Origin of the sequence: Vibrio agarivorans, from assembly GCF_030409635.1 — a bacterium.
In the GTDB taxonomy this organism is placed as follows: Bacteria; Pseudomonadota; Gammaproteobacteria; order Enterobacterales; family Vibrionaceae; genus Vibrio; species Vibrio agarivorans.
The window spans coordinates 272,625-291,418 of record NZ_JAUFQF010000004.1; the positions used below are offsets into that span (position 1 = coordinate 272,625).

The window sequence follows — 18,794 nt, forward strand, 5'->3', positions numbered from 1 at the left end:
TGATATCGAATGGCTACTATGCGCGCATTGGAATTCATCACAACACACGTTCCTACCGAGATTAGGTCCCTCTGACCTATGGCCGTCAGCAAATACCCTATATAAAATAACGATATGCTGACGGCCGCCCTACCACTTAGCTTTCTTCGCTGCGATAGTCTTCAATTGTTTTGAGTGCCAAGCGGGGCGCCTGAATCACTAAGCGACTTAGGCTTAACACCTGATTCGCCAGGTCGTCTTCCCATTGCGGCCAAACCCGTGCAATGTATTCGTTCTCACCTTCACCCGTGCTCATGTAACCACCCTGAAACGCATCCGCCATTTTTTTCAGTGATTTTTCATCATCTTCGGCCCAGTTGCCACGAGAGAAACCCGCTTCGACTGCGGCGAGTGCGGTGACAGGTAAATAAGGCAATGGTTGATTCACCCCTTGTGAGAACAGGCGAACAAGTTCATTGAGTAGCGACTGACTCTGCTGTTGAGCAAGTGCTGGGATAACCCAATGCACCACGCCCTCTTTGCGGTCATAGCCAATAAGATGCGTCGGCTTGCTATGCCCCATCGCGTGCAAACATAAATGGTCTATCCAAGCGGACAACATATCTTGTGAACGAATCCGGCCTACACGATAGCGCACTAGCCCAGACTGATAGTGCTGCTGAAGCCAACCGACTAACTCTATTGGTTTTTGCTCGCCCAATGCAGTGAGTGTTACCCGCACTTCAATATCGTCAAGCGGCGCGGAGCAATAGTGTTGCAGCTCCTCTTGTAGCGCCTCGATTTGCACTCGATTGCTCTCAAACTCCAGCTCGCCAAATGCTCCAACAGGGAGAGCACCTTCTGCGCGCTTGTTAGCAACAAACTGACTCACAGCCTGAGCGGCTTGAGATGGCTCTGTCTCAAGTAGCACCGAAAGCAATTCTGATTTCATCTGGAAGCTCTGGAGCCCATCGAGGACAAATGGCTCATCATCGAGCAGTGGGTTATCCAGCTCATCAAACATCACCTTCAAACGGCGAGTAAAGAAGTACTGCACCGGCAAGCGCCAAAAACGCTGCAGTTCAACCAAATCAAGCTCATATGGGAAGGTCACATCCAGCCAATAATCACTCACTGACTGACCCTTTTGCACCAAGTTTTCTTGGTCTCTATTTGCTACGGGTAGCCACTCTCGCGCATAACTCCCAAGCTCAAAGGCGTTGCGACTAAACGGCACCATTGGGTAATGGTGAATCAAGGCTTCGAGTAACTGATTCCCTGAACGATCGACATCCAGCTCTTGCTGCCCTTCAAGGCAGTAGTTTTGCTGACAATATTCCATCAACTCACTGACCAGTACTGAAGGCACACGCTCTGTATTATCTTGAATTGAACGACCAATATAGCTGATATACAGAGTATCTTGCGCAGAGAGCATCGCCTCTAAGAACAGGTATCGATCATCATCACGACGTGAGCGATCGCCTGGCTTAACGCGACCGTTCATCAAATCAAACCCTTCAGGTGCAACATTGCGAGGATAAGCACCATCATTCATTCCCAACAAACACACGGTTTTGAATGGGATAGAACGCATCGGCATTAGGGTACAGAAGTTTACCTGCCCCGCTAAGAATCGCTGAGAGACACGGCTACCCGAGAGCTTATTTTCAAGATACTGACGAATAATAATCGGCTCAAGCGGCGCTTGATAACCGGCATCCACCAACTGCTGAGAGAGCTGACCGAAGGTATGACGAATGCTGTGCAGCGCGACCTCTTCTTCTAACTCTGGCGCAAAGAAGGCATCAAGCAGCTCTCCAAGATGGTGTTGCCAATCAGCAACCGACTGGCTTTGACTCAGGTGCGCGCGGAAATGGCGAATGCTATCGATATAGTGTGCGAGCTTACCGGCTAACTCGGCGGATAACCCCTGCACCTCATTGTAAGGGGCGATGGTGCCAACGCCAGACTCAAACAGTTGCCCTTCACCGCTCATGGCATAACCCAAGAGCATCCGCTCAATACCAAACTGCCACGTGTTCTGCTCCCCTTGGGGAAGGTCAAACTCCGTCGCCGTCTCTGGTGAAAGCCCCCAGCGAATACCCGAGGCTTCAACCCAGCGCTTGGCTTGCTGAAAATCACTGTAGTCGAGACCAAAGTTACGCATTATCGCAGGGGTTTCCAACAGCTCTAACAGTTCAGATGCAGTACAGCGCGATTCAGGCAACGACAGCAAATAGCTAAACGCGTTGAGAATTGGGCTCTCTTTATCTGCCGTTCTATCTGAGATAGAAAACGGAATGTATCGGTCAGCACTTGCATTGCCAAACACAGCCTGAATGGCCGGGCTGTAGGCATTAATATCTGCCACCATGACGATGATATCGCGAGGTTTCAAGTCTGGCTGGCGCTCAAACATCGCCAATAGCTGATCGTGCAGCACTTCCACTTCACGCATCGCACTATGACAAACATGCACCGTCACCGATTTGTCATTTGAATTGACGGTTTGCTTGTGCAGACTTGAATCTAAAATAGTGTCATCTTGATGCTCTTCAAGATTCAGAATATCCGCTTGCAGATGGTGCAATAACGTATCACGCTCAACATCCACAAACGCCTCAATCTCATTCGATTCGAGTTGAGATAAGAGATACAAATTATCACGCCCCAGCTTACCCATCGACGCGAGCAAGCTATTACCCACCGCATCCGTGTGCAGTTCATCAAGGGTGTTCTGTTCAATTGAGCCTTTTAGCTGCGGCGTTTCACCATCAATCTCACTGTGCTGTTGATTAAGCACCAAATGCTGTCGATGCTTGGCCGCCAACTTGGCAATAAAACGTTTATCGCGCACCTCGCCCCAGTAGTATTGGCAAGGGTTGGTGAACATCAGGTGAACATCAATGTGCTCACCTAACGCCTTGAGCGCATCAAGATAGCGCGGTGGGAGTGATGAGATACCAAAAATAAACAGCCTTTTAGGCAGCTTATCAAAGCTGCCCTGATACGATTGCAGCGTATCAATAAAGTGCTCATACAGATTGGCACGGTGATAAGGTGACTGTTCGAGCTCAACGGTGTAGTCATAGAGCGCTTGCCAAAGAATAGGCTGCCACTCGTGCTCACCCTCGATTTCAGCCACCGCTTGTCCCGCTTCCCAACTCGCTATCCATTCAGGTCGATACACTAAGTAGCCATCAAAAATATCGGCTATCTTTTCCGCCAATTGATAACGTTTGATCTGCTGCTCATCATCACTCAAATATTGTTTTAGCGGTGCAAACTCAGGTTTATCAAGTTGCTCTGGTAGCAAAGTCATCAGCTTCCATACCATCGCCTCTTTATTGAAGAAGCTTCGCTCAGGCACATCCGGTAAAACGTAAGTGAACATCTTCCAGATAAAAGTCGCTGGGAGCGGAAACTCAAGGTTTGCGGCAATACCAAGCTCTTCTGCTAGGGCCATTTTCAACCACTGTGACATACCTGGGCTTTGCACCAAGATTTGTTCAGATTCAAGTGGATTTTCTAGCGGGTCACGTTTGATTAACTCGACCAGCAACGTTTTTAGAACATCAATTTGATTGGAGTGATAAACCGTAAACAAGGGCGACTCATTAAGCTGTATCTGTGATGTCAACGAGATTAGCACAGCTGCTATTTATCAGCATGATCTATCGAGCAAAAAAGCATATTGGCCGTTAAAACACTCACTGAATTATTGATTCTAGAAAAACAGATTGATACGACTAATCAATGAGCGTTTGATCCCATCTCTCATTCGACAACTGGACTTTATTCCCTGAAAACTGTATAAAAAGCCAGTTATTTTTAAAGATTAGATTAGAGGATTAACCATGGCTGTAATCGTTAAGTACGTGGTGGAACGCAACGGAGAAGAAAAGATGACTTTTACCTCTAAAGCCGAAGCGGACGCTTATGACAAAATGCTGGATATGGCCGATGAGCTATTTTCGCTGCTAGGTAAGAGTGAACTGATGGAAGACGAAGGCAAACAAGAAGACCTTGCGATGTTCCTAGCTCAAAACAAAGAAGAAGTGCTTTATGCACTAGGCGCTAAGCGTAAGCCAGCACCAAAGAAGGCGAAGCCTGTTGAAGTCGTTGAAGAGCCAAAAGCAGAAGATGCCGCTTAATTGACGTCACATTTTTGATAAGAAGAATATGAGAGCATAGAAGGCGTTTCTATGCTCTTTTTTTGTGCCTGTTTTTACTGAGAATATCATGCAAGTTGAAGTCTGTATCGACCATCTAGAGTCACTCCCTCTCGCCATTCAAGGCGGAGCGAATCGTATTGAATTGTGCTCGTCACTCGAGCTTGGTGGATTGACACCGAGTTACGGGTTGATGTGCCAAGCCGCAAAGCTAAGCGCCATTCCGGTGTATGCCATGATTCGCCCGCGTCAGGGAGACTTTCTGTGCGATGCGCAAGATATAGAACTGATGTGTCTAGATATTGAAGCGGCGGCGCAAGCTGGTCTACAAGGCATAGTGACAGGGGTCCTCACGGCCGATGGTCATGTCGATTTAGCAGCGATGCAAACTTTGGTGCGCAAAGCACATGATTTAAAACTCGGTGTGACGTTTCATCGTGCCATCGATCAGTGTGCTGATATGCCATTGGCACTAGAGCAAATTATTGAACTCGGCTGTGAGCGAGTACTTACCTCTGGCCAAGCGCTTACCGCACAAGAGGGGATTGTTCAGCTTCACGCTCTTGTAAAACAAGCCCAAGGCCGAATCAGTATCATGGCAGGTGCAGGCGTCAATGCTGACAATGCAGCAGAGATAGTGACGCGAACAAACGTCACTGAGGTTCACCTCTCGGGAAAAACAACGCGTCCAAGCCAAATGACGTTCATTGCCAACACCGCTCAAATGGGCAGCGCAGAGGTTGATGATTTTGTCTTACCGATTACTAACCCAGAGGCGATTCGAGCGGTGGTCAGCGTGCTATCTAAATAGAGCTAAATATCGTTAAGTGCGCGACCTAAATCATCATCTTCAAGGTGGCGTACGTCTTTGCCAAGCACGAAGTAAACGATGTATTCACAGATGTTTTGACAGCGATCCCCGACACGCTCGATGGCACTGGCTGACGTCATGATCTGCAGCATCGATGGAATATCTTTGGGGTACTCCATCATCAGCTTGGTTAATTGCGTAATCACCGATTTACACTCGGCGTCGATCTTATCGTCCATCTTATGTACCTGCGCTGCAGAATCTACATCCATGCGAGCGAACGCATCTAAGGCTTGATGCAGCATATCGATGGCTAATCGGCACAGCGGTTCGAGAGAAACATGATATTGGCGCTGCTTAGAAGATGGTGTTTCAATCGCAACGTAGGCAATTTTTGTCGCGACATCACCGATACGCTCAAGGTCACTGATGGTCTTGATGATGGCCATGATTAAGCGTAGATCTTTCGCTGTCGGCTGACGCTTTGCGATAATTCGCGTGCACGCTTCATCGATGGACATCTCCATCACATTCACTTTATGGTCATCTTTGACAACTTTTCGCGCTAGGTCGATATCTTCCTTGTTCAATGCTTGCAGGGCAAACGAGAGCTGCTGCTCTACCAACCCTCCCATCGCGAGAACATGAGTACGGATCGATTCGAGCTCTACGTTAAACTGCCCAGAAATATGGCGACCAAAGTTCATTTAAATATCGTGTCCTTATCGTATTAGCCGTAACGGCCTGTGATGTAGTCTTCTGTTTGCTTCTTCACTGGTGACGTGAAGATAGAATCTGTATCGGAGTACTCCACCAAGTTCCCCATATGGATAAAGGCGGTGTGGTCACTCACTCGAGCCGCTTGCTGCATATTATGAGTAACCATCACAACTGTATATTGATTTTTTAGATCCGTTATCAACTCTTCAATCGTGAGGGTTGAGATTGGGTCTAGTGCAGAGGTCGGCTCATCAAGCAGCAGAACTTCTGGCTCGATGGCAATCGCACGCGCAATCACCAGGCGTTGTTGCTGACCGCCAGATAAGCCAAAGGCATTGTCATCAAGTCGATGCTTTACTTCATCCCATAGCGCAGCGGCTCGCAGCGATCGCTCCACCGCATCATCCAGCAAACGACTATTGCGAATACCTTGTAGGCGCAAACCGTAAACCACATTCTCGTAGATGGATTTAGGAAACGGATTCGGACGTTGAAACACCATGCCGACTCGGCGGCGCAACGTAGGGACATCGACATCGGTATCGTAGACATTTTTACCGTGCAGACTCACCTTACCTTGAATAGAGCAACCATCCACTAAGTCATTCATACGGTTGATACAGCGCAGTAGTGTTGATTTACCACACCCTGATGGGCCGATAAATGCGGTCACTTGTCCCTTTGGAATTCGCATCGAGATTCCATCCAATGCCTTCACGTTTTTGTAGTGAAGATTGAGATCCTCAATCGCAATGGCTGTTTGATCATCACGGAGGTTGTTTACATCAAGTGGTGGCGCATAGCCAAGCGCTTGGCTTACTGAAAACATATTTTTCTCACTACAAACATCGTTAATCTTGCCCTAGGGTTCGGTACTTTTCGCGTAGGTTATTACGAATTCTAATCGCGGTTAAATTCAGAGCAACAATGACTAATACCAACAGAAAAGAGGTCGCGAATACTAGTGGTCTTGCCGCTTCAATATTGGTGGTTTGAAAACCTAAATCATAGATATGAAAGCCTAAATGCATAAACTTTCTATCAAGATGCAAATACGGGAATTCGCCATCAACAGGTAAACTAGAAGCGAGTTTTACCACGCCAACCAGCATTAAAGGGGCAACCTCACCCGCAGCTCTTGCCACCGCAAGGATAAGCCCGGTGATCATCGCTGGCGTCGCCATCGGCAACACAATTCTCATCAAGGTTTCTGACTGGGTTGCCCCCAGCGCAAATGAGCCATCTCGCACCGATTTTGGTATCCGAGACAAGCCTTCTTCAGTGGCAACGATCACCACTGGCAAGGTCAAAATAGCTAAAGTCAGAGAAGACCATAACAAACCGGGTGTACCAAAGGTAGGAGCAGGCAAGCGCTCTGAGTAAAACAGGCTATCAATACTACCGCCAAGGGTATATACAAAAAAGCCTAAGCCAAACACACCGTATACAATCGAAGGCACACCCGCAAGGTTAATCACCGCAACACGCGTGAGCCTTGTCAGCCAATTGTTTTCAGCATATTCATGAAGATAAATCGCAGCGATAACACCTAGCGGTGTCACCAACACAGCCATGATCATGACCAATAATACGGTACCGAAGATCGCAGGAAACACCCCACCCTCAGAGTTAGACTCACGCGGGTTTTCCGATAAAAACTTCCAGACTTCTGCAAACCAGTGGGAGACTTTCTCAGTCACCGTCATTTGGTTTGGAAACCAAATATCATAAATTTGACTGAGTGGGATCTCACTGCGAGTGCCGAACATATCTTCAACGATCAACGCCTCTCTATCGAGCAACCCTCGAAGCCCATCCAGCTGCTCCTCTGCCACACGAAGTTGGACAGTCAGGGTTTGATTTCGAGCACGATAAGAGTCTAGGTAGAGCTCGGTTAGATTGTCATTCAGCTCTCGCTTGCGGTACTCATGTTTTAGCCTATCCATTGAGCGGCTGATAATACGAATTTCGGTCGAAAGAATACGATTAATTTCATCGCGTAAGCTCTGTGCATAGGCCAAGCCTTTAGGTAGCTCTTCGTATGGTGAATCAATCACCTCGCCCGTAGCCTGACGGTATGCGATTGGGCGACCAAAAAAGTCACCGTTGCGGCTACGCTCTATCACCGCCCAATCCAATGGTAAGCTTGTTTCAGCGATGTCTGTTTCTAAGAAAGAAACAAAATCTGAACCATATAAGTCGCGATTCGCCACCTTGATATTGAAGCGGCGAATTAGGGTATTATCCTGAATTTGCTCCGGCACATCAGGGAGCATCTCTTGCAGGTAACTCACCGGCACTTTTTCATCGGCGTACAACTGCCCGACAATCTGCGTACCGTCATGGGTCGTCCACATCGTCAGTTCTGTAGGCCAAAAATAGGAGAGGCCTTTCCAGCCGATCAGTAACAATAAGCCTAGAACGGAGAGCAGGCTGATACTAACCGCGCCACCAGTTAGCCATATCCACGGCGCGCCAGACTTAAACCAGCGAGTACCTAGCTTCATTGTTCCCAAACCTTCTTCATCATAGCGCGCGATATTTCTCTCGTAATCGTAAACGTACCCATTCAGCAAGCGAGTTCACTGCAAAAGTAAATAGCAGCAGCAATAGTGCCGCCAAGAATAAAATTCGGTAGTGTGAGCTAGCCACGTCAGATTCAGGCATCTCCACGGCGATCGTGGCCGCAAGGGTTTTCATGCCTTCAAAAATATTCCAATCCATCACTGGGGTGTTACCCGTAGCCATCAAAACAATCATGGTCTCTCCAACTGCGCGCCCCAGCCCCATCATAATCGCAGAGAAGATCCCCGGGCTTGCAGTGAGCAATACCACATATACCAAGGTTTGCCATGGCGTAGCCCCGAGAGCTAACGAGCCATCTGATAGGTGTTTCGGCACAGAGAAAATAGCATCTTCTGCAATCGTGAAAATTGTCGGAATCACAGCAAAGCCCATCGCAAAACCTACGACAAGAGCATTACGTTGATCGTAACTGATCCCGTAATCTGCCAGTACTCTGCGCACATCGCCTTCAAACAGCCACATCTCTATATCGCCGCTCAGCCAAATGAGAGCAACCACAATGGCAATAATTACAGGCATTAAGATAAGGGCATGCCAACCGTTCGGCATATCATCGAGAACCTTACGCGGTAAACAGTGCCACAGACCGCCCACCAACACCGTCGATATCGGTAAAAAGATCAGCAGTGCGATAACCGCAGGAAGGTAAGTTTCCACCACTGGCGCAAACCACAGCCCTGCCAGAAAGCCAATGATCACGGTTGGAAAGGCTTCCATTAGCTCCACCGATGGCTTTACGAACTGGCGCATTTGCGGTGACATAAAGTAAGCCGTATAGATTGCCCCAAGTACCGCAATCGGCACCGCAAATAGCATCGCAAAGGCGGCTGCCTTTAAGGTGCCAAACACGATTGGCGATAAACTAAATTTAGGCTCGAAGTTGTCGCTGCCCGCTGTGGTTTGCCACACGTATGCTGGCTCAGGGTAGCTTTCGTACCACACCTCTTTCCACAACGACGAGAATGAAATTTCTGGGTGAGGGTTCTTTACATGGGCGACATCAATAGCCCCATCGTGATAAGCCACTACGAACTTTTCGTTGTTCGACATTGCGACCAACTCAGGCGCTTGTTGATAGGCGCGCTCAAACAACACCAGTTTTTCACTGGTGGTGTAGTGACTTTGCAGCGTACCGTTGCGATAGAAGCTGTAAAAACCCTTTCTGTATGTATCGGGGAGTAGCAACTCCAACTCTGAGGCCAGCTTGAACTGACGAATAAGCGCCAACTGTCGGCGTTCCTCGTCAATGACTTCAAACCACTGAGATACCGCCCCATCCTGATGAGTTATCAGTAGAGAAAATGCACCCGCAAGAAAAGTCATGTCTGTCGCGATATGCTTCTCATCACCAAGAGAGAGATCAACCACTTCACGCACCGTGTAGTGATTGTCTTGACGAACCAAAACCACGAGCTCTGAGTCAGTGCGCACGAACAGTCGCATACCATCAGAAGTCAACAGGAGTTGCTGTGCGTTATGGAAATGACCAGAAAGAACTTGTTGATAGGACATCTCACCGGTTGTTCCCCAACGAAGTAGAATGCGTCCATCATCGAGCAGGCCAGCAAGTGAAAGGTGTTCTCTACTGTAGCCGAAGGTAAAGCTTTCTAGTGTTGTCCCGTTTAACGCTAACCGACCTTCCGGTGTAATCTGCTCAACACTTGCGGCGAGTGTTTGTTGGTTATCATCATAAATCGAAGCAAACTGCGGGCGATAAAGACGAATATCGCCTTGCTCACTCGCTGTTGCAAACCAGCGATCCGCACCTGTTTGAGTGACAATCTGCTTTGGTTCGTCAAATAGAGAGAATTGATAGTTAGGTTCAATTGAAGGTTGATTCAAAAACCAATAATCGAGCTGCCCCTGCTCTGATAAAACATAAATCTGCTCACCTTGGTCATCGACACCCATTAAAACGGGATAAGGGGTTGAGATACGGTGTTGCTGGTAACCCGTTTCTATTTCTGCATCCGAAAAGAGCGGCAGTACAACGATAGCCAGGTAAACAAAAATCAGCACCAAACCCGCCAACACGCCATTGCCACCAATAGACACAGCTGCGCGAAACAAACGATCTTTGATCGCTCGTTTAGTATCGCGTTCTCGCAATGAAAAGCTTGCTTTTGCCATCTCTATCACTCAACCCTGATTAAAGCTATGAAGACTATGTCATTTAGGTGACACTAATATGACATCAACCGTTAAAGCACTGAAAAACCTACCTGCCCCAACCCATACTCTATACTGATAAATTAAGACATCTTGTTTAAACAGAGCGAAAAATTTGCATTAATTTCGTATAAAAAGTGGGATTTATTAATATTTTAAACGATATTTATTGTGAACCACTAATTATCACACGAAATGAAATAGAAATGTCATAAAAAAAACATAGAGTCCCTCACGACTTCAGGCTCGTCTCACCCCGAGAAAGACGCTAGGGCATATCAACAAGAATACTATGGCATTGGGAAGGTGCAACATGAGTGGAGAAAAACTCTACATAGAAAAAGAACTTAGCTGGCTATCATTCAATGAACGTGTTTTGCAGGAAGCAAAAGACAAATCCGTTCCATTGATAGAGCGCATTCGCTTCCTTGGCATCTTCTCCAATAACCTAGATGAGTTTTACAAGGTACGCTTTTCAGATGTGAAACGTCGAATCATCATTAGCCAAGAGCAAGGCGTCGATGATAACTCCAAGCATTTATTATCAAAGATGCAATCAAAAGCCCTTAAGTTGAACCAAGACTTTGATGAGCTCTACAACGAACTCATCCTCGAAATGGCGCGTCGCCGCATCTTCCTTGTCAACGAGACACAACTGACAGAATCACAACAAAAGTGGGTTAAAAAGTACTTCAAAAAAGAAGTGCAGCCTCATATTTGTCCGCAGTTCATCACCAAAGACACCGACTTGCTGTCATTCTTAAAAGATGAATACGCTTATATCTCTGTAGAGTTAACCAAAGAGCAAAAGCGTCAATATGCTTTGATTGAGATCCCAACCGACCAACTGCCTCGATTCGTGATGGTACCTGAACAAAAAGGTAAGCGCCGTAAAACCATCATCTTACTCGACAACATCATTCGCTACTGTCTAGATGAACTGTTCCAAGGCTTCATTGAATATGACGAGCTGCAAGGGCACTCCATGAAAATGACGCGCGACGCAGAATATGATTTGAGTCATGAGGTTGAACACAGCTTGCTTGAGCAAATGTCAGAGGGTATAGAGCAACGTATAACCGCCATGCCTGTACGCTTTGTTTATGAACGAACCATGCCTCAGCACATGCTGGATATGTTGTGTGAGAAGCTCAAGATCTCAAATTACGACAGTTTAATTGAGGGTGGACGCTATCATAATTTCAAAGACTTTATCGGCTTCCCTAATGTGGGTCGTGAGTATTTAGAAAACAAGCCTCTTCCCCCGATGACCTGCGCAGACTTTGAAGGCCATAAGAACGCGTTTGATGCGATTCGAGCCAAAGATATTCTGCTCTACTACCCGTATCACACCTTCGATCACATGACTGAATTAGTCCGTCAGTCCTCATTTGACCCTAAAGTGTTGAGTATCAAGATCAACATCTATCGTGTTGCTAAAGAGTCACGTCTGATGCACTCATTGATGGACGCTGTACACAATGGCAAGCAAGTGACGGTTGTAGTCGAGCTACAGGCTCGTTTTGACGAAGAGGCTAATATTGAGTGGGCTAAAGTACTGACAGACGCAGGAGTACAGGTTGTGTTTGGTGCGCCGGGTCTAAAGATTCACTCTAAACTGCTACTTATTAGCCGCAAAGAGGAAGGGAAGATTGTTCGATACGCGCATATCGGTACGGGCAACTTTCATGAAAAAACCGCACGTATCTACACTGACTTTTCTCTTTTGACCGCTGATGAAACCATCACGACTGAAGTGCGAAATGTCTTTGGCTATATCCAAAATCCATATCGCCCCGTTAAATTTAATCAACTGATTGTCTCTCCTCGTAACTCGAGAAAGCAGCTCTACCGATTGATTGACACCGAAATCGCCAATGCCAAATTAGGAAAAGAGGCGTCGATTACGCTGAAGGTAAATAACCTCGTTGATAAAGGCCTGATTAACAAGTTGTATGGTGCGAGCAACGCAGGTGTTCAGATCCGCATGATCATTCGAGGTATGTGCTCACTGGTGCCTGGTGTCAGTGGCGTGAGTGACAATATCAAGATCATCAGTATTATCGACCGATTCTTAGAGCATCCACGCGTGATTATCACCCATAGCGATGGTGATCCGCAGGTATATATCTCCTCTGCCGACTGGATGACAAGAAACATCGACAACCGGATTGAAGTGGCAGTACCAGTAAAAGATCCTGTTTTAAAACAGCGAATTATCGACATTATTGATATTCACTTTACCGATACGGTCAAAGCTCGCTGGATAGATAAAGAGATGACAAATACCTATGTTCCTCGTGGTAATCGTAAGAAAGTTCGTTCACAATTAGCTATTTACGACTATCTTAAACAAGTAGAAAAGCAAACGAGAAAACAGCAGAGTCTATTACAGAATAATGAGCCAACAACCATCGAGTGAAATCATTCATCAAAGCCGTGACGTTGCGGCAATTGATTTAGGGTCAAACAGTTTTCATATGGTCGTCGCAAAAGTCGTCGACCAAGACTTACAACTGGTAAGTCGACACAAGCAGCGAGTTCGCTTGGCTGATGGCCTTGATGATCACAAGAACCTCGACCACGCTTCAATGGAGCGTGGTTTAGAGTGTCTTGCTATGTTCGCGGAGCGCCTAAAAGGCTTTGAACCGAGTAATGTTCGTATTGCTGCGACTCACACATTACGTCAGGCTTCTAACGCTCACCTATTTATCGAACGTGCCAAAGAAGTGCTGCCCTATCCTATTGAAGTCATTCCAGGCGAAGAAGAAGCGCGATTGATCTACCTTGGTGTTGCCCATACACAGATTGAATCAGAGACCAAGCTCGTCATCGATATTGGTGGTGGCAGTACAGAGATGATCATCGGCAATGGCTTTGAAGCGAAACTTCTCAACAGCAAGCAGATGGGTTGTGTCAGCTACAACAATGCGTATTTTTCTAATGGCAAATTGTCTAAAAAGAACTTTGCTAAAGCCTCGCTTGCTGCTCAACAGCGTCTAGAATCGATTTCTAGCAAGTACCGTAAACACGGATGGGACATTGCCCTCGGCTCATCGGGTACCGTTAAAGCGATTCGAGAAGTTCTGATAGGTTTAGGGTATGACGACGGCCGAATCACTCTAAAACGCTTAGATAAATTAATTGAAACCTTGTGCCAGTGGAATCACATCGATGAGATAGAACTCACAGGTTTAACGCCAGAGCGCAAACCCGTATTTGCGGCTGGCGTAGCGATTCTGCACGCCATCGTCAAAGACTTGAAAATCGATACCTTACACTTCTCTGAAGCGGCACTGAGAGAGGGGCTGTTGTATGAAATGGAAGATCGCTTCAAGCGCTCTGATATCCGTATGCGCACAACGGAAAACTTGGCCAATATACACCGTGTCGACCTCGAGCACGCTGAATCTGTCAGCCAAACAGCACTCTATCTACTCAATCAAGTGGATGAAGAGCTAGGTATTGCTAAGAAAACCGAGCTTGTAGACCTTCTCCAATGGGCTGCGCTACTGCATGAGGTCGGTCTTAGTATCAGCCTGCAAGCATTTCATCGCCATTCAGCCTACATCTTACGTCACACCAATATGGCGGGCTTCAACCAAGAGCAGCAGCAAGTGCTATCGACCTTGGTCCGTTTTCAGCGTAAAGCTCTCAAACTGCATGAGATGGAACCTTTTACGCTATTTAAACGCAAGCATATTCTGACTCTCATCCGTATTTTACGTCTTGCTATCGTACTCAACGGACAACGTAATGATGAGCCTGTGCCTAAACTCTCTATTTCGATAGATAAAGATTGCTGGACACTTAGCTGCATGGACCAAAAATGGCTAGACGATAACAAGCTACTACATGCAGATCTCTTAACTGAGCAAGCCTACTGGAAAAATGCTGACTGGGATTTGCTCCTAGAGCCCATTGATAGCGAAGAATAGCGCTTCCTAGACCCAGACTTAGACCTGGCCCCCAAATAGAAAAGCGGCACCACTTTCAATATGTCAGTGGTGCCGCTTTAATCATTGTGATTGAAAAATCTGTCAGTTACTCAGCCGGAAACACGCCAACTTTCGCTAACTCTTGCTGTGCAATCTCTCCTCCGACTGATAGATAGCCATCATCTTCGACAAGCTCTTGCCCCTCTTGAGAAAAGATAAAACGGACAAATTCTTGCTCAATATCCGACAACGGTTTGTCTGGGTGCTTATTGACATAAACATATAAAAAACGCGACAGAGGATAGCGTCCAGAAAGGATATTCTCATGACTTGGATAGACATATTCATGACCCGTTTCAGCGACAGGAACCACTCGTGCGCCAGACACTTGATAACCTATACCAGAATAACCAATACTATTGATTGATGAGCTTACCGATTGAACCACGGAAGAAGAACTCGGCTGCTCATTCACATTCGCTTTAAAGTCACCCGCACACAGCGCATTCTGTTTAAAGTAACCGTAAGTGCCAGAAACAGAGTTGCGGCCAAATAACTGCATATTGCGTTTCGCCCAGCGATAGTTAAGCCCTAGCTCTGACCAACGCGTGACTTGCGTGTTATTACCACAGCGCAGGGTGACTGAGAAAATACTATCGAGCTGACGAAAGTTCAGCCCTTCAACGGGGTTATCTTGATGAACAAAGATACCGATCGCGTCAATTGCAACGCGAAGTTGTGTCGGAGGATAACCATGCTCTCGAATAAAAGCTTCAACCTCTCGACTGCGCATCACACGACTCATTGGGCCGATCTGAGCTGTGCCTTCAATCAATGCCGGCGGTGCGGTAGACGAGCCCGATGCTTGCACTTGAACATTTGCCCCGGGATAAATTCGACCAAACTCACTCGCCCATAAGGTCGTCATGCCCGCTAAGGTGTCTGACCCTACTGAAAACAGATTTCCAGAAATAACTCGCTCTTTTTCATAGGGTGTTAATAACGACTTTGCCGCACTCACGGAAGTGAGTGCGGCCATAGTCAATGAAATCAGCGTCGCTTTATGTAGCAAGCTCTTTAATCGCAAGGTGATATCTATCCTTTAAAACAATTAAGCTAACAGGCGAGTCGGCAGCGTAAAGGCAAATTCACTGCCCTTGCCTACCTCACTCTGAACCTCTAGATGTGAATCGTGGTGGTTAAGCGCATGCTTCACAATGGCTAACCCCAAACCGCTGCCACCCGTATCGCGAGAGCGCGCTTTATCAACACGATAGAAACGTTCTGTTAGGCGGTGAAGGTGCTGCGGTTCAATACCTTCACCAGTGTCACGCACGCTCAAATGTGCGCCTTGGCTATCTTGGTACCAACTTACGTGCACCTCACTGCCATCGGGGGTGTATTTCACGGCGTTATACACCAAGTTTGAAATCGCACTGCGCAGTTGATCCACATCCGCGTAAACTTTCAGAGAGGTATCGATATTAAAGAACAGTTTATGTTCACGGTCACCACTCAAGCTAGCCGCTTCTTTCTCAAGCACCTCAAGCATAGCAGGGACATCCACCACTTCATCGAGCTCGACGTGGCTTGAGGCTTCTATTTTAGATAGCGTCAGCAGCTGCTCAACCAAACTGTTCATCCGGCTTAGCTGCTCAGTCATTACCCCATGTGCTTTTGACCACATTGGGCCAACGACCATATCTGGGTCTTCGGTCATTTCTAGATAACCTTGCAGCACCGTCATTGGAGTGCGAAGCTCATGCGAGACATTGGCAAAGAAATTGCGGCGCATGCCTTCAAGCTGTTTAAGCTGACTCACATCACGCACAACCATCAGAAGCTCACCTTCAGTGTAAGGCACGACACGCAATTCAAGCATACGCTCTACATTGAGCGGAGAGCACATTTCTAAAGGCTCAGAAAAGTCCCCTTTCTGCAGGTACTTAATAAAATCTGGCGTACGAATAAGGTTTGATATTGGCTGCCCAGTGTCATCAGGCCAGCGGAATCCTAGAAGATGCTGCGCGAGTTTATTACACCAAACAATGTTGCCTTCTCCACGGAAAACCACAACCGCATCGGGCAGCGTTTCAGCACCGTTACGGAAACGGCGAATAAGATTTGTCAGCTCTTTACGCTTGCGTCGGGTGCGCTGCTGCATGCGGTACACACCGTTAAACACCCCTTCCCAAGGCCCAGAGCCAGAAGGCGGCGTTAAGCGTTTGTCATCGTATAACCAAGCCGAGAATCGAACCAAGTTATTCAGATTCCAAAGCAACAAAACCGCGGTTGCAACAAACAGCAGCCACGGCATATAACCAAAAATTGCCCCTAGAATGACCCAAGGGGTATAAAAAAAAGCCAGCACCCAAGCTAGCTTCTTCCACGTTAAACGTTCTACCACTTAACTCTCCAAGTGTGTTTACGCTTTAGTCGAGAAACGGTAACCCGCACCACGAACCGTTTGAATCAGCTTATCATGACCCGCTGCTTCAAGAGCCTTACGAAGGCGACGAATGTGTACATCGACCGTGCGGTCTTCAACATACACGTTTGTACCCCATACGTTGTTCAGCAGTTGCTCACGGCTGTATACACGCTCTTGGTGCGTCATAAAGAAGTGCAGCATCTTGAATTCAGTTGGGCCCATATCGATAGGGTCTTCACCTGATGTGACTCGGTGAGAAACAGGGTCTAGGCGCAAACCTTGAACATCAATTACTTCTTCTAATGCTGTTGGTGTCACACGACGAATTACCGCTTTAAGACGAGCCACCAGCTCTTTTGGTGAAAATGGCTTAGTGATGTAATCATCTGCACCCACTTCCAAACCACGAACTTTATCTTCTTCTTCACCACGTGCGGTTAGCATGACAACAGGAATGTTGCGCGTTAGCTCTTCACGCTTCATGTGTTTGATGAAGTTGATACCACTGCCACCAGGAAGCATCCAGTCCAACAGAACAAGATCGGGGAACGGTTCAGCCAACTTATTTACTGCAGTGTCATAATCCTCTGCTTCAACCGCTTGATAGCCTTTTTGCTCTAGTACAAAGCACAACATTTCACGAATTGGTGCTTCATCCTCAACAACCAGGATCCTTCTAGACATGTTTGAATTACCTTATGATTAATCTATTTTCTTGGGCTATTAACCCTGCAACTGTAGGCATTATCACTATTCATTATGACACTTTTGTGACCCTTGAAAACAAAATTTAATATAACTTTTGCTAGACATTCACAGAGCTGAACTTTGTTTGCAGAACTCTAACAGCCGACTTGAGACTCTAATCATGTCGATTTTTACCATCGAGTGTTGGCTAGCATTTTCTCGAAATCGAATAGGACAAGCGCTGCTAAAACCTCTATGATTGGCATCACTTTACAGAAACTGAGAACAACTATGTGGTTTAAAAACTGCCTTGCTTATCGCGTTAATCGTGAAATCAAATTTGATGCTGAACAGCTTGAAAAACAACTCCAAGAGTTTCGCTTTACTCCGTGTGGAAGCCAAGACAAACAAAAGTTTGGTTGGGTGCACGCTATGGGTAAACACGGCGATATGATGACGCATGTTTCTGAAAACCGCATTCTGATCTGTGCAAAGAAAGAAGAAAAGATGCTACCCGCATCGGTCATCAAAGACTCTCTCAATGCGAAGGTTGAAGCGATGGAAGCAGAAGAAGGTCGCCCACTGAAGAAGAAAGAGAAAGATAACCTGAAAGATGACATCATTATGGATCTTCTTCCTCGTGCATTCAGCCGCAGCGCGCTGACTTACGTGCTTATTCTGCCAAAAGAAGGTTTTGTACTGGTTGATGCAAGCAGTTCGAAAAAAGCAGAAGACGTCCTTGCACTACTACGTAAAACCATGGGTAGCCTGCCAGTTGTTCCTGCTATTCCAGAAAAGCCAATTGAAAACACACTGACAGAGTGGGTTAAGAGTGGTGATACTCCAGCGGGTCTGCAAATGCTGGATGAAGCGGAGCTTAAATCTGTGCTTGAAGAAGGCGGGATTATCCGCTGTAAGAAGCAAGAGCTGACCACAGATGAGATTCGTGCGCACATCGAGTCAGACAAAATGGTGACCAAGCTTGCTCTTAACTGGCAAGACCGTATTGAGTTTGTGCTTGGGGACGATGCAAGCATCAAGCGCCTGAAGTACTCTGACGAGTTAAAAGATCAAAACGATGATATCCCTCGTGAAGATCGCGCGGCACGTTTTGACGCTGACTTTTCACTGCTGTGCGGTGAGTTCAGCGCATTCCTGCCAAGCCTTTACGAATCACTCGGTGGCCTTCCACACCCTAATGCGTAATTAATAACGCCGCTATCCCTAGGGCTAGCCTTGTGCTAGCCCTTTCTCTATCCATGCCTCACCATTTCAATTGCTATACTTTTTAGACGCTT

At 46.8% G+C, this 18,794-nt stretch carries 13 protein-coding genes; 5 read left to right on the forward strand and 8 right to left on the reverse strand.

All coding sequences use genetic code 11. From position 1 onward, the window contains the following. Positions 1–136: 136 nt before the first annotated feature. Entirely contained in the window at positions 137–3,589 is a 3,453-nt protein-coding gene (recC, locus tag QWZ05_RS09655) for an exodeoxyribonuclease V subunit gamma (protein WP_290298177.1), read from the reverse strand. A 250-nt stretch (positions 3,590–3,839) separates the two neighbouring features. Between recC and QWZ05_RS09660 the strand changes: the two genes are divergently transcribed. Both QWZ05_RS09660 and QWZ05_RS09665 read left to right on the forward strand, forming a co-directional pair. Continuing rightward, on the forward strand, positions 3,840–4,136 hold the full coding sequence (locus tag QWZ05_RS09660) for a YebG family protein (RefSeq protein WP_264874898.1): 297 nt from the start codon (positions 3,840–3,842) through the stop codon (positions 4,134–4,136). Positions 4,137–4,224: 88 nt separating this feature from the next. After that, positions 4,225–4,965, forward strand: a complete 741-nt coding sequence (locus QWZ05_RS09665) for a copper homeostasis protein CutC (RefSeq protein WP_290298179.1) — start codon at positions 4,225–4,227, stop codon at positions 4,963–4,965. 2 nt (positions 4,966–4,967) lie between these two features. Here QWZ05_RS09665 and phoU read toward each other — a convergent pair whose 3' ends face one another. From phoU to QWZ05_RS09685, 4 genes are read right to left on the reverse strand one after another with little or no spacing between them, the layout of a single operon-like run. Then, positions 4,968–5,672, reverse strand: a complete 705-nt coding sequence (phoU, locus tag QWZ05_RS09670) for a phosphate signaling complex protein PhoU (protein WP_264874896.1) — start codon at positions 5,670–5,672, stop codon at positions 4,968–4,970. 23 nt (positions 5,673–5,695) lie between these two features. Beyond that, the gene (gene pstB / locus QWZ05_RS09675; protein WP_264874895.1) at positions 5,696–6,514 is read right to left on the reverse strand and encodes a phosphate ABC transporter ATP-binding protein PstB; all 819 of its coding nucleotides are present in this window, start codon (positions 6,512–6,514) and stop codon (positions 5,696–5,698) included. A 22-nt stretch (positions 6,515–6,536) separates the two neighbouring features. Continuing rightward, positions 6,537–8,192 (reverse strand): phosphate ABC transporter permease PstA, encoded by a 1,656-nt coding sequence (gene pstA / locus QWZ05_RS09680; RefSeq protein ID WP_264874894.1) that lies wholly within the window; start codon positions 8,190–8,192, stop codon positions 6,537–6,539. A 19-nt stretch (positions 8,193–8,211) separates the two neighbouring features. Next, positions 8,212–10,401, reverse strand: a complete 2,190-nt coding sequence (locus QWZ05_RS09685) for an ABC transporter permease subunit (RefSeq protein WP_290298180.1) — start codon at positions 10,399–10,401, stop codon at positions 8,212–8,214. 352 nt (positions 10,402–10,753) lie between these two features. Between QWZ05_RS09685 and ppk1 the strand changes: the two genes are divergently transcribed. After that, on the forward strand, positions 10,754–12,862 hold the full coding sequence (gene ppk1 / locus QWZ05_RS09690) for a polyphosphate kinase 1 (protein WP_290298182.1): 2,109 nt from the start codon (positions 10,754–10,756) through the stop codon (positions 12,860–12,862). Next, positions 12,840–14,378 (forward strand): exopolyphosphatase, encoded by a 1,539-nt coding sequence (gene ppx, locus QWZ05_RS09695; RefSeq protein WP_290298184.1) that lies wholly within the window; start codon positions 12,840–12,842, stop codon positions 14,376–14,378. The genes ppk1 and ppx overlap by 23 nt, the downstream gene beginning before the upstream one ends. A gap of 106 nt (positions 14,379–14,484) precedes the next feature. On the opposite strand, the gene QWZ05_RS09700 is transcribed toward ppx, so the two are convergent. From QWZ05_RS09700 to phoB, 3 genes are read right to left on the reverse strand one after another with little or no spacing between them, the layout of a single operon-like run. Then, complete coding sequence (locus QWZ05_RS09700) at positions 14,485–15,465, reverse strand: PstS family phosphate ABC transporter substrate-binding protein (RefSeq protein ID WP_264874889.1); 981 nt, start codon at positions 15,463–15,465, stop codon at positions 14,485–14,487. 24 nt (positions 15,466–15,489) lie between these two features. Continuing rightward, positions 15,490–16,785 carry a phosphate regulon sensor histidine kinase PhoR gene (phoR, locus tag QWZ05_RS09705; protein WP_264874888.1) on the reverse strand — a complete coding sequence of 432 codons (1,296 nt, stop codon included), beginning with the start codon at positions 16,783–16,785 and terminating at the stop codon, positions 15,490–15,492. 18 nt (positions 16,786–16,803) lie between these two features. Beyond that, on the reverse strand, positions 16,804–17,493 hold the full coding sequence (phoB, locus tag QWZ05_RS09710; protein ID WP_264874887.1) for a phosphate regulon transcriptional regulator PhoB: 690 nt from the start codon (positions 17,491–17,493) through the stop codon (positions 16,804–16,806). Between the two features lie 294 nt (positions 17,494–17,787). On the opposite strand from phoB, the gene rdgC reads away from it, so the two are divergent. After that, on the forward strand, positions 17,788–18,702 hold the full coding sequence (gene rdgC / locus QWZ05_RS09715; protein WP_264874886.1) for a recombination-associated protein RdgC: 915 nt from the start codon (positions 17,788–17,790) through the stop codon (positions 18,700–18,702). The last annotated feature ends 92 nt before the right edge of the window (positions 18,703–18,794 follow it).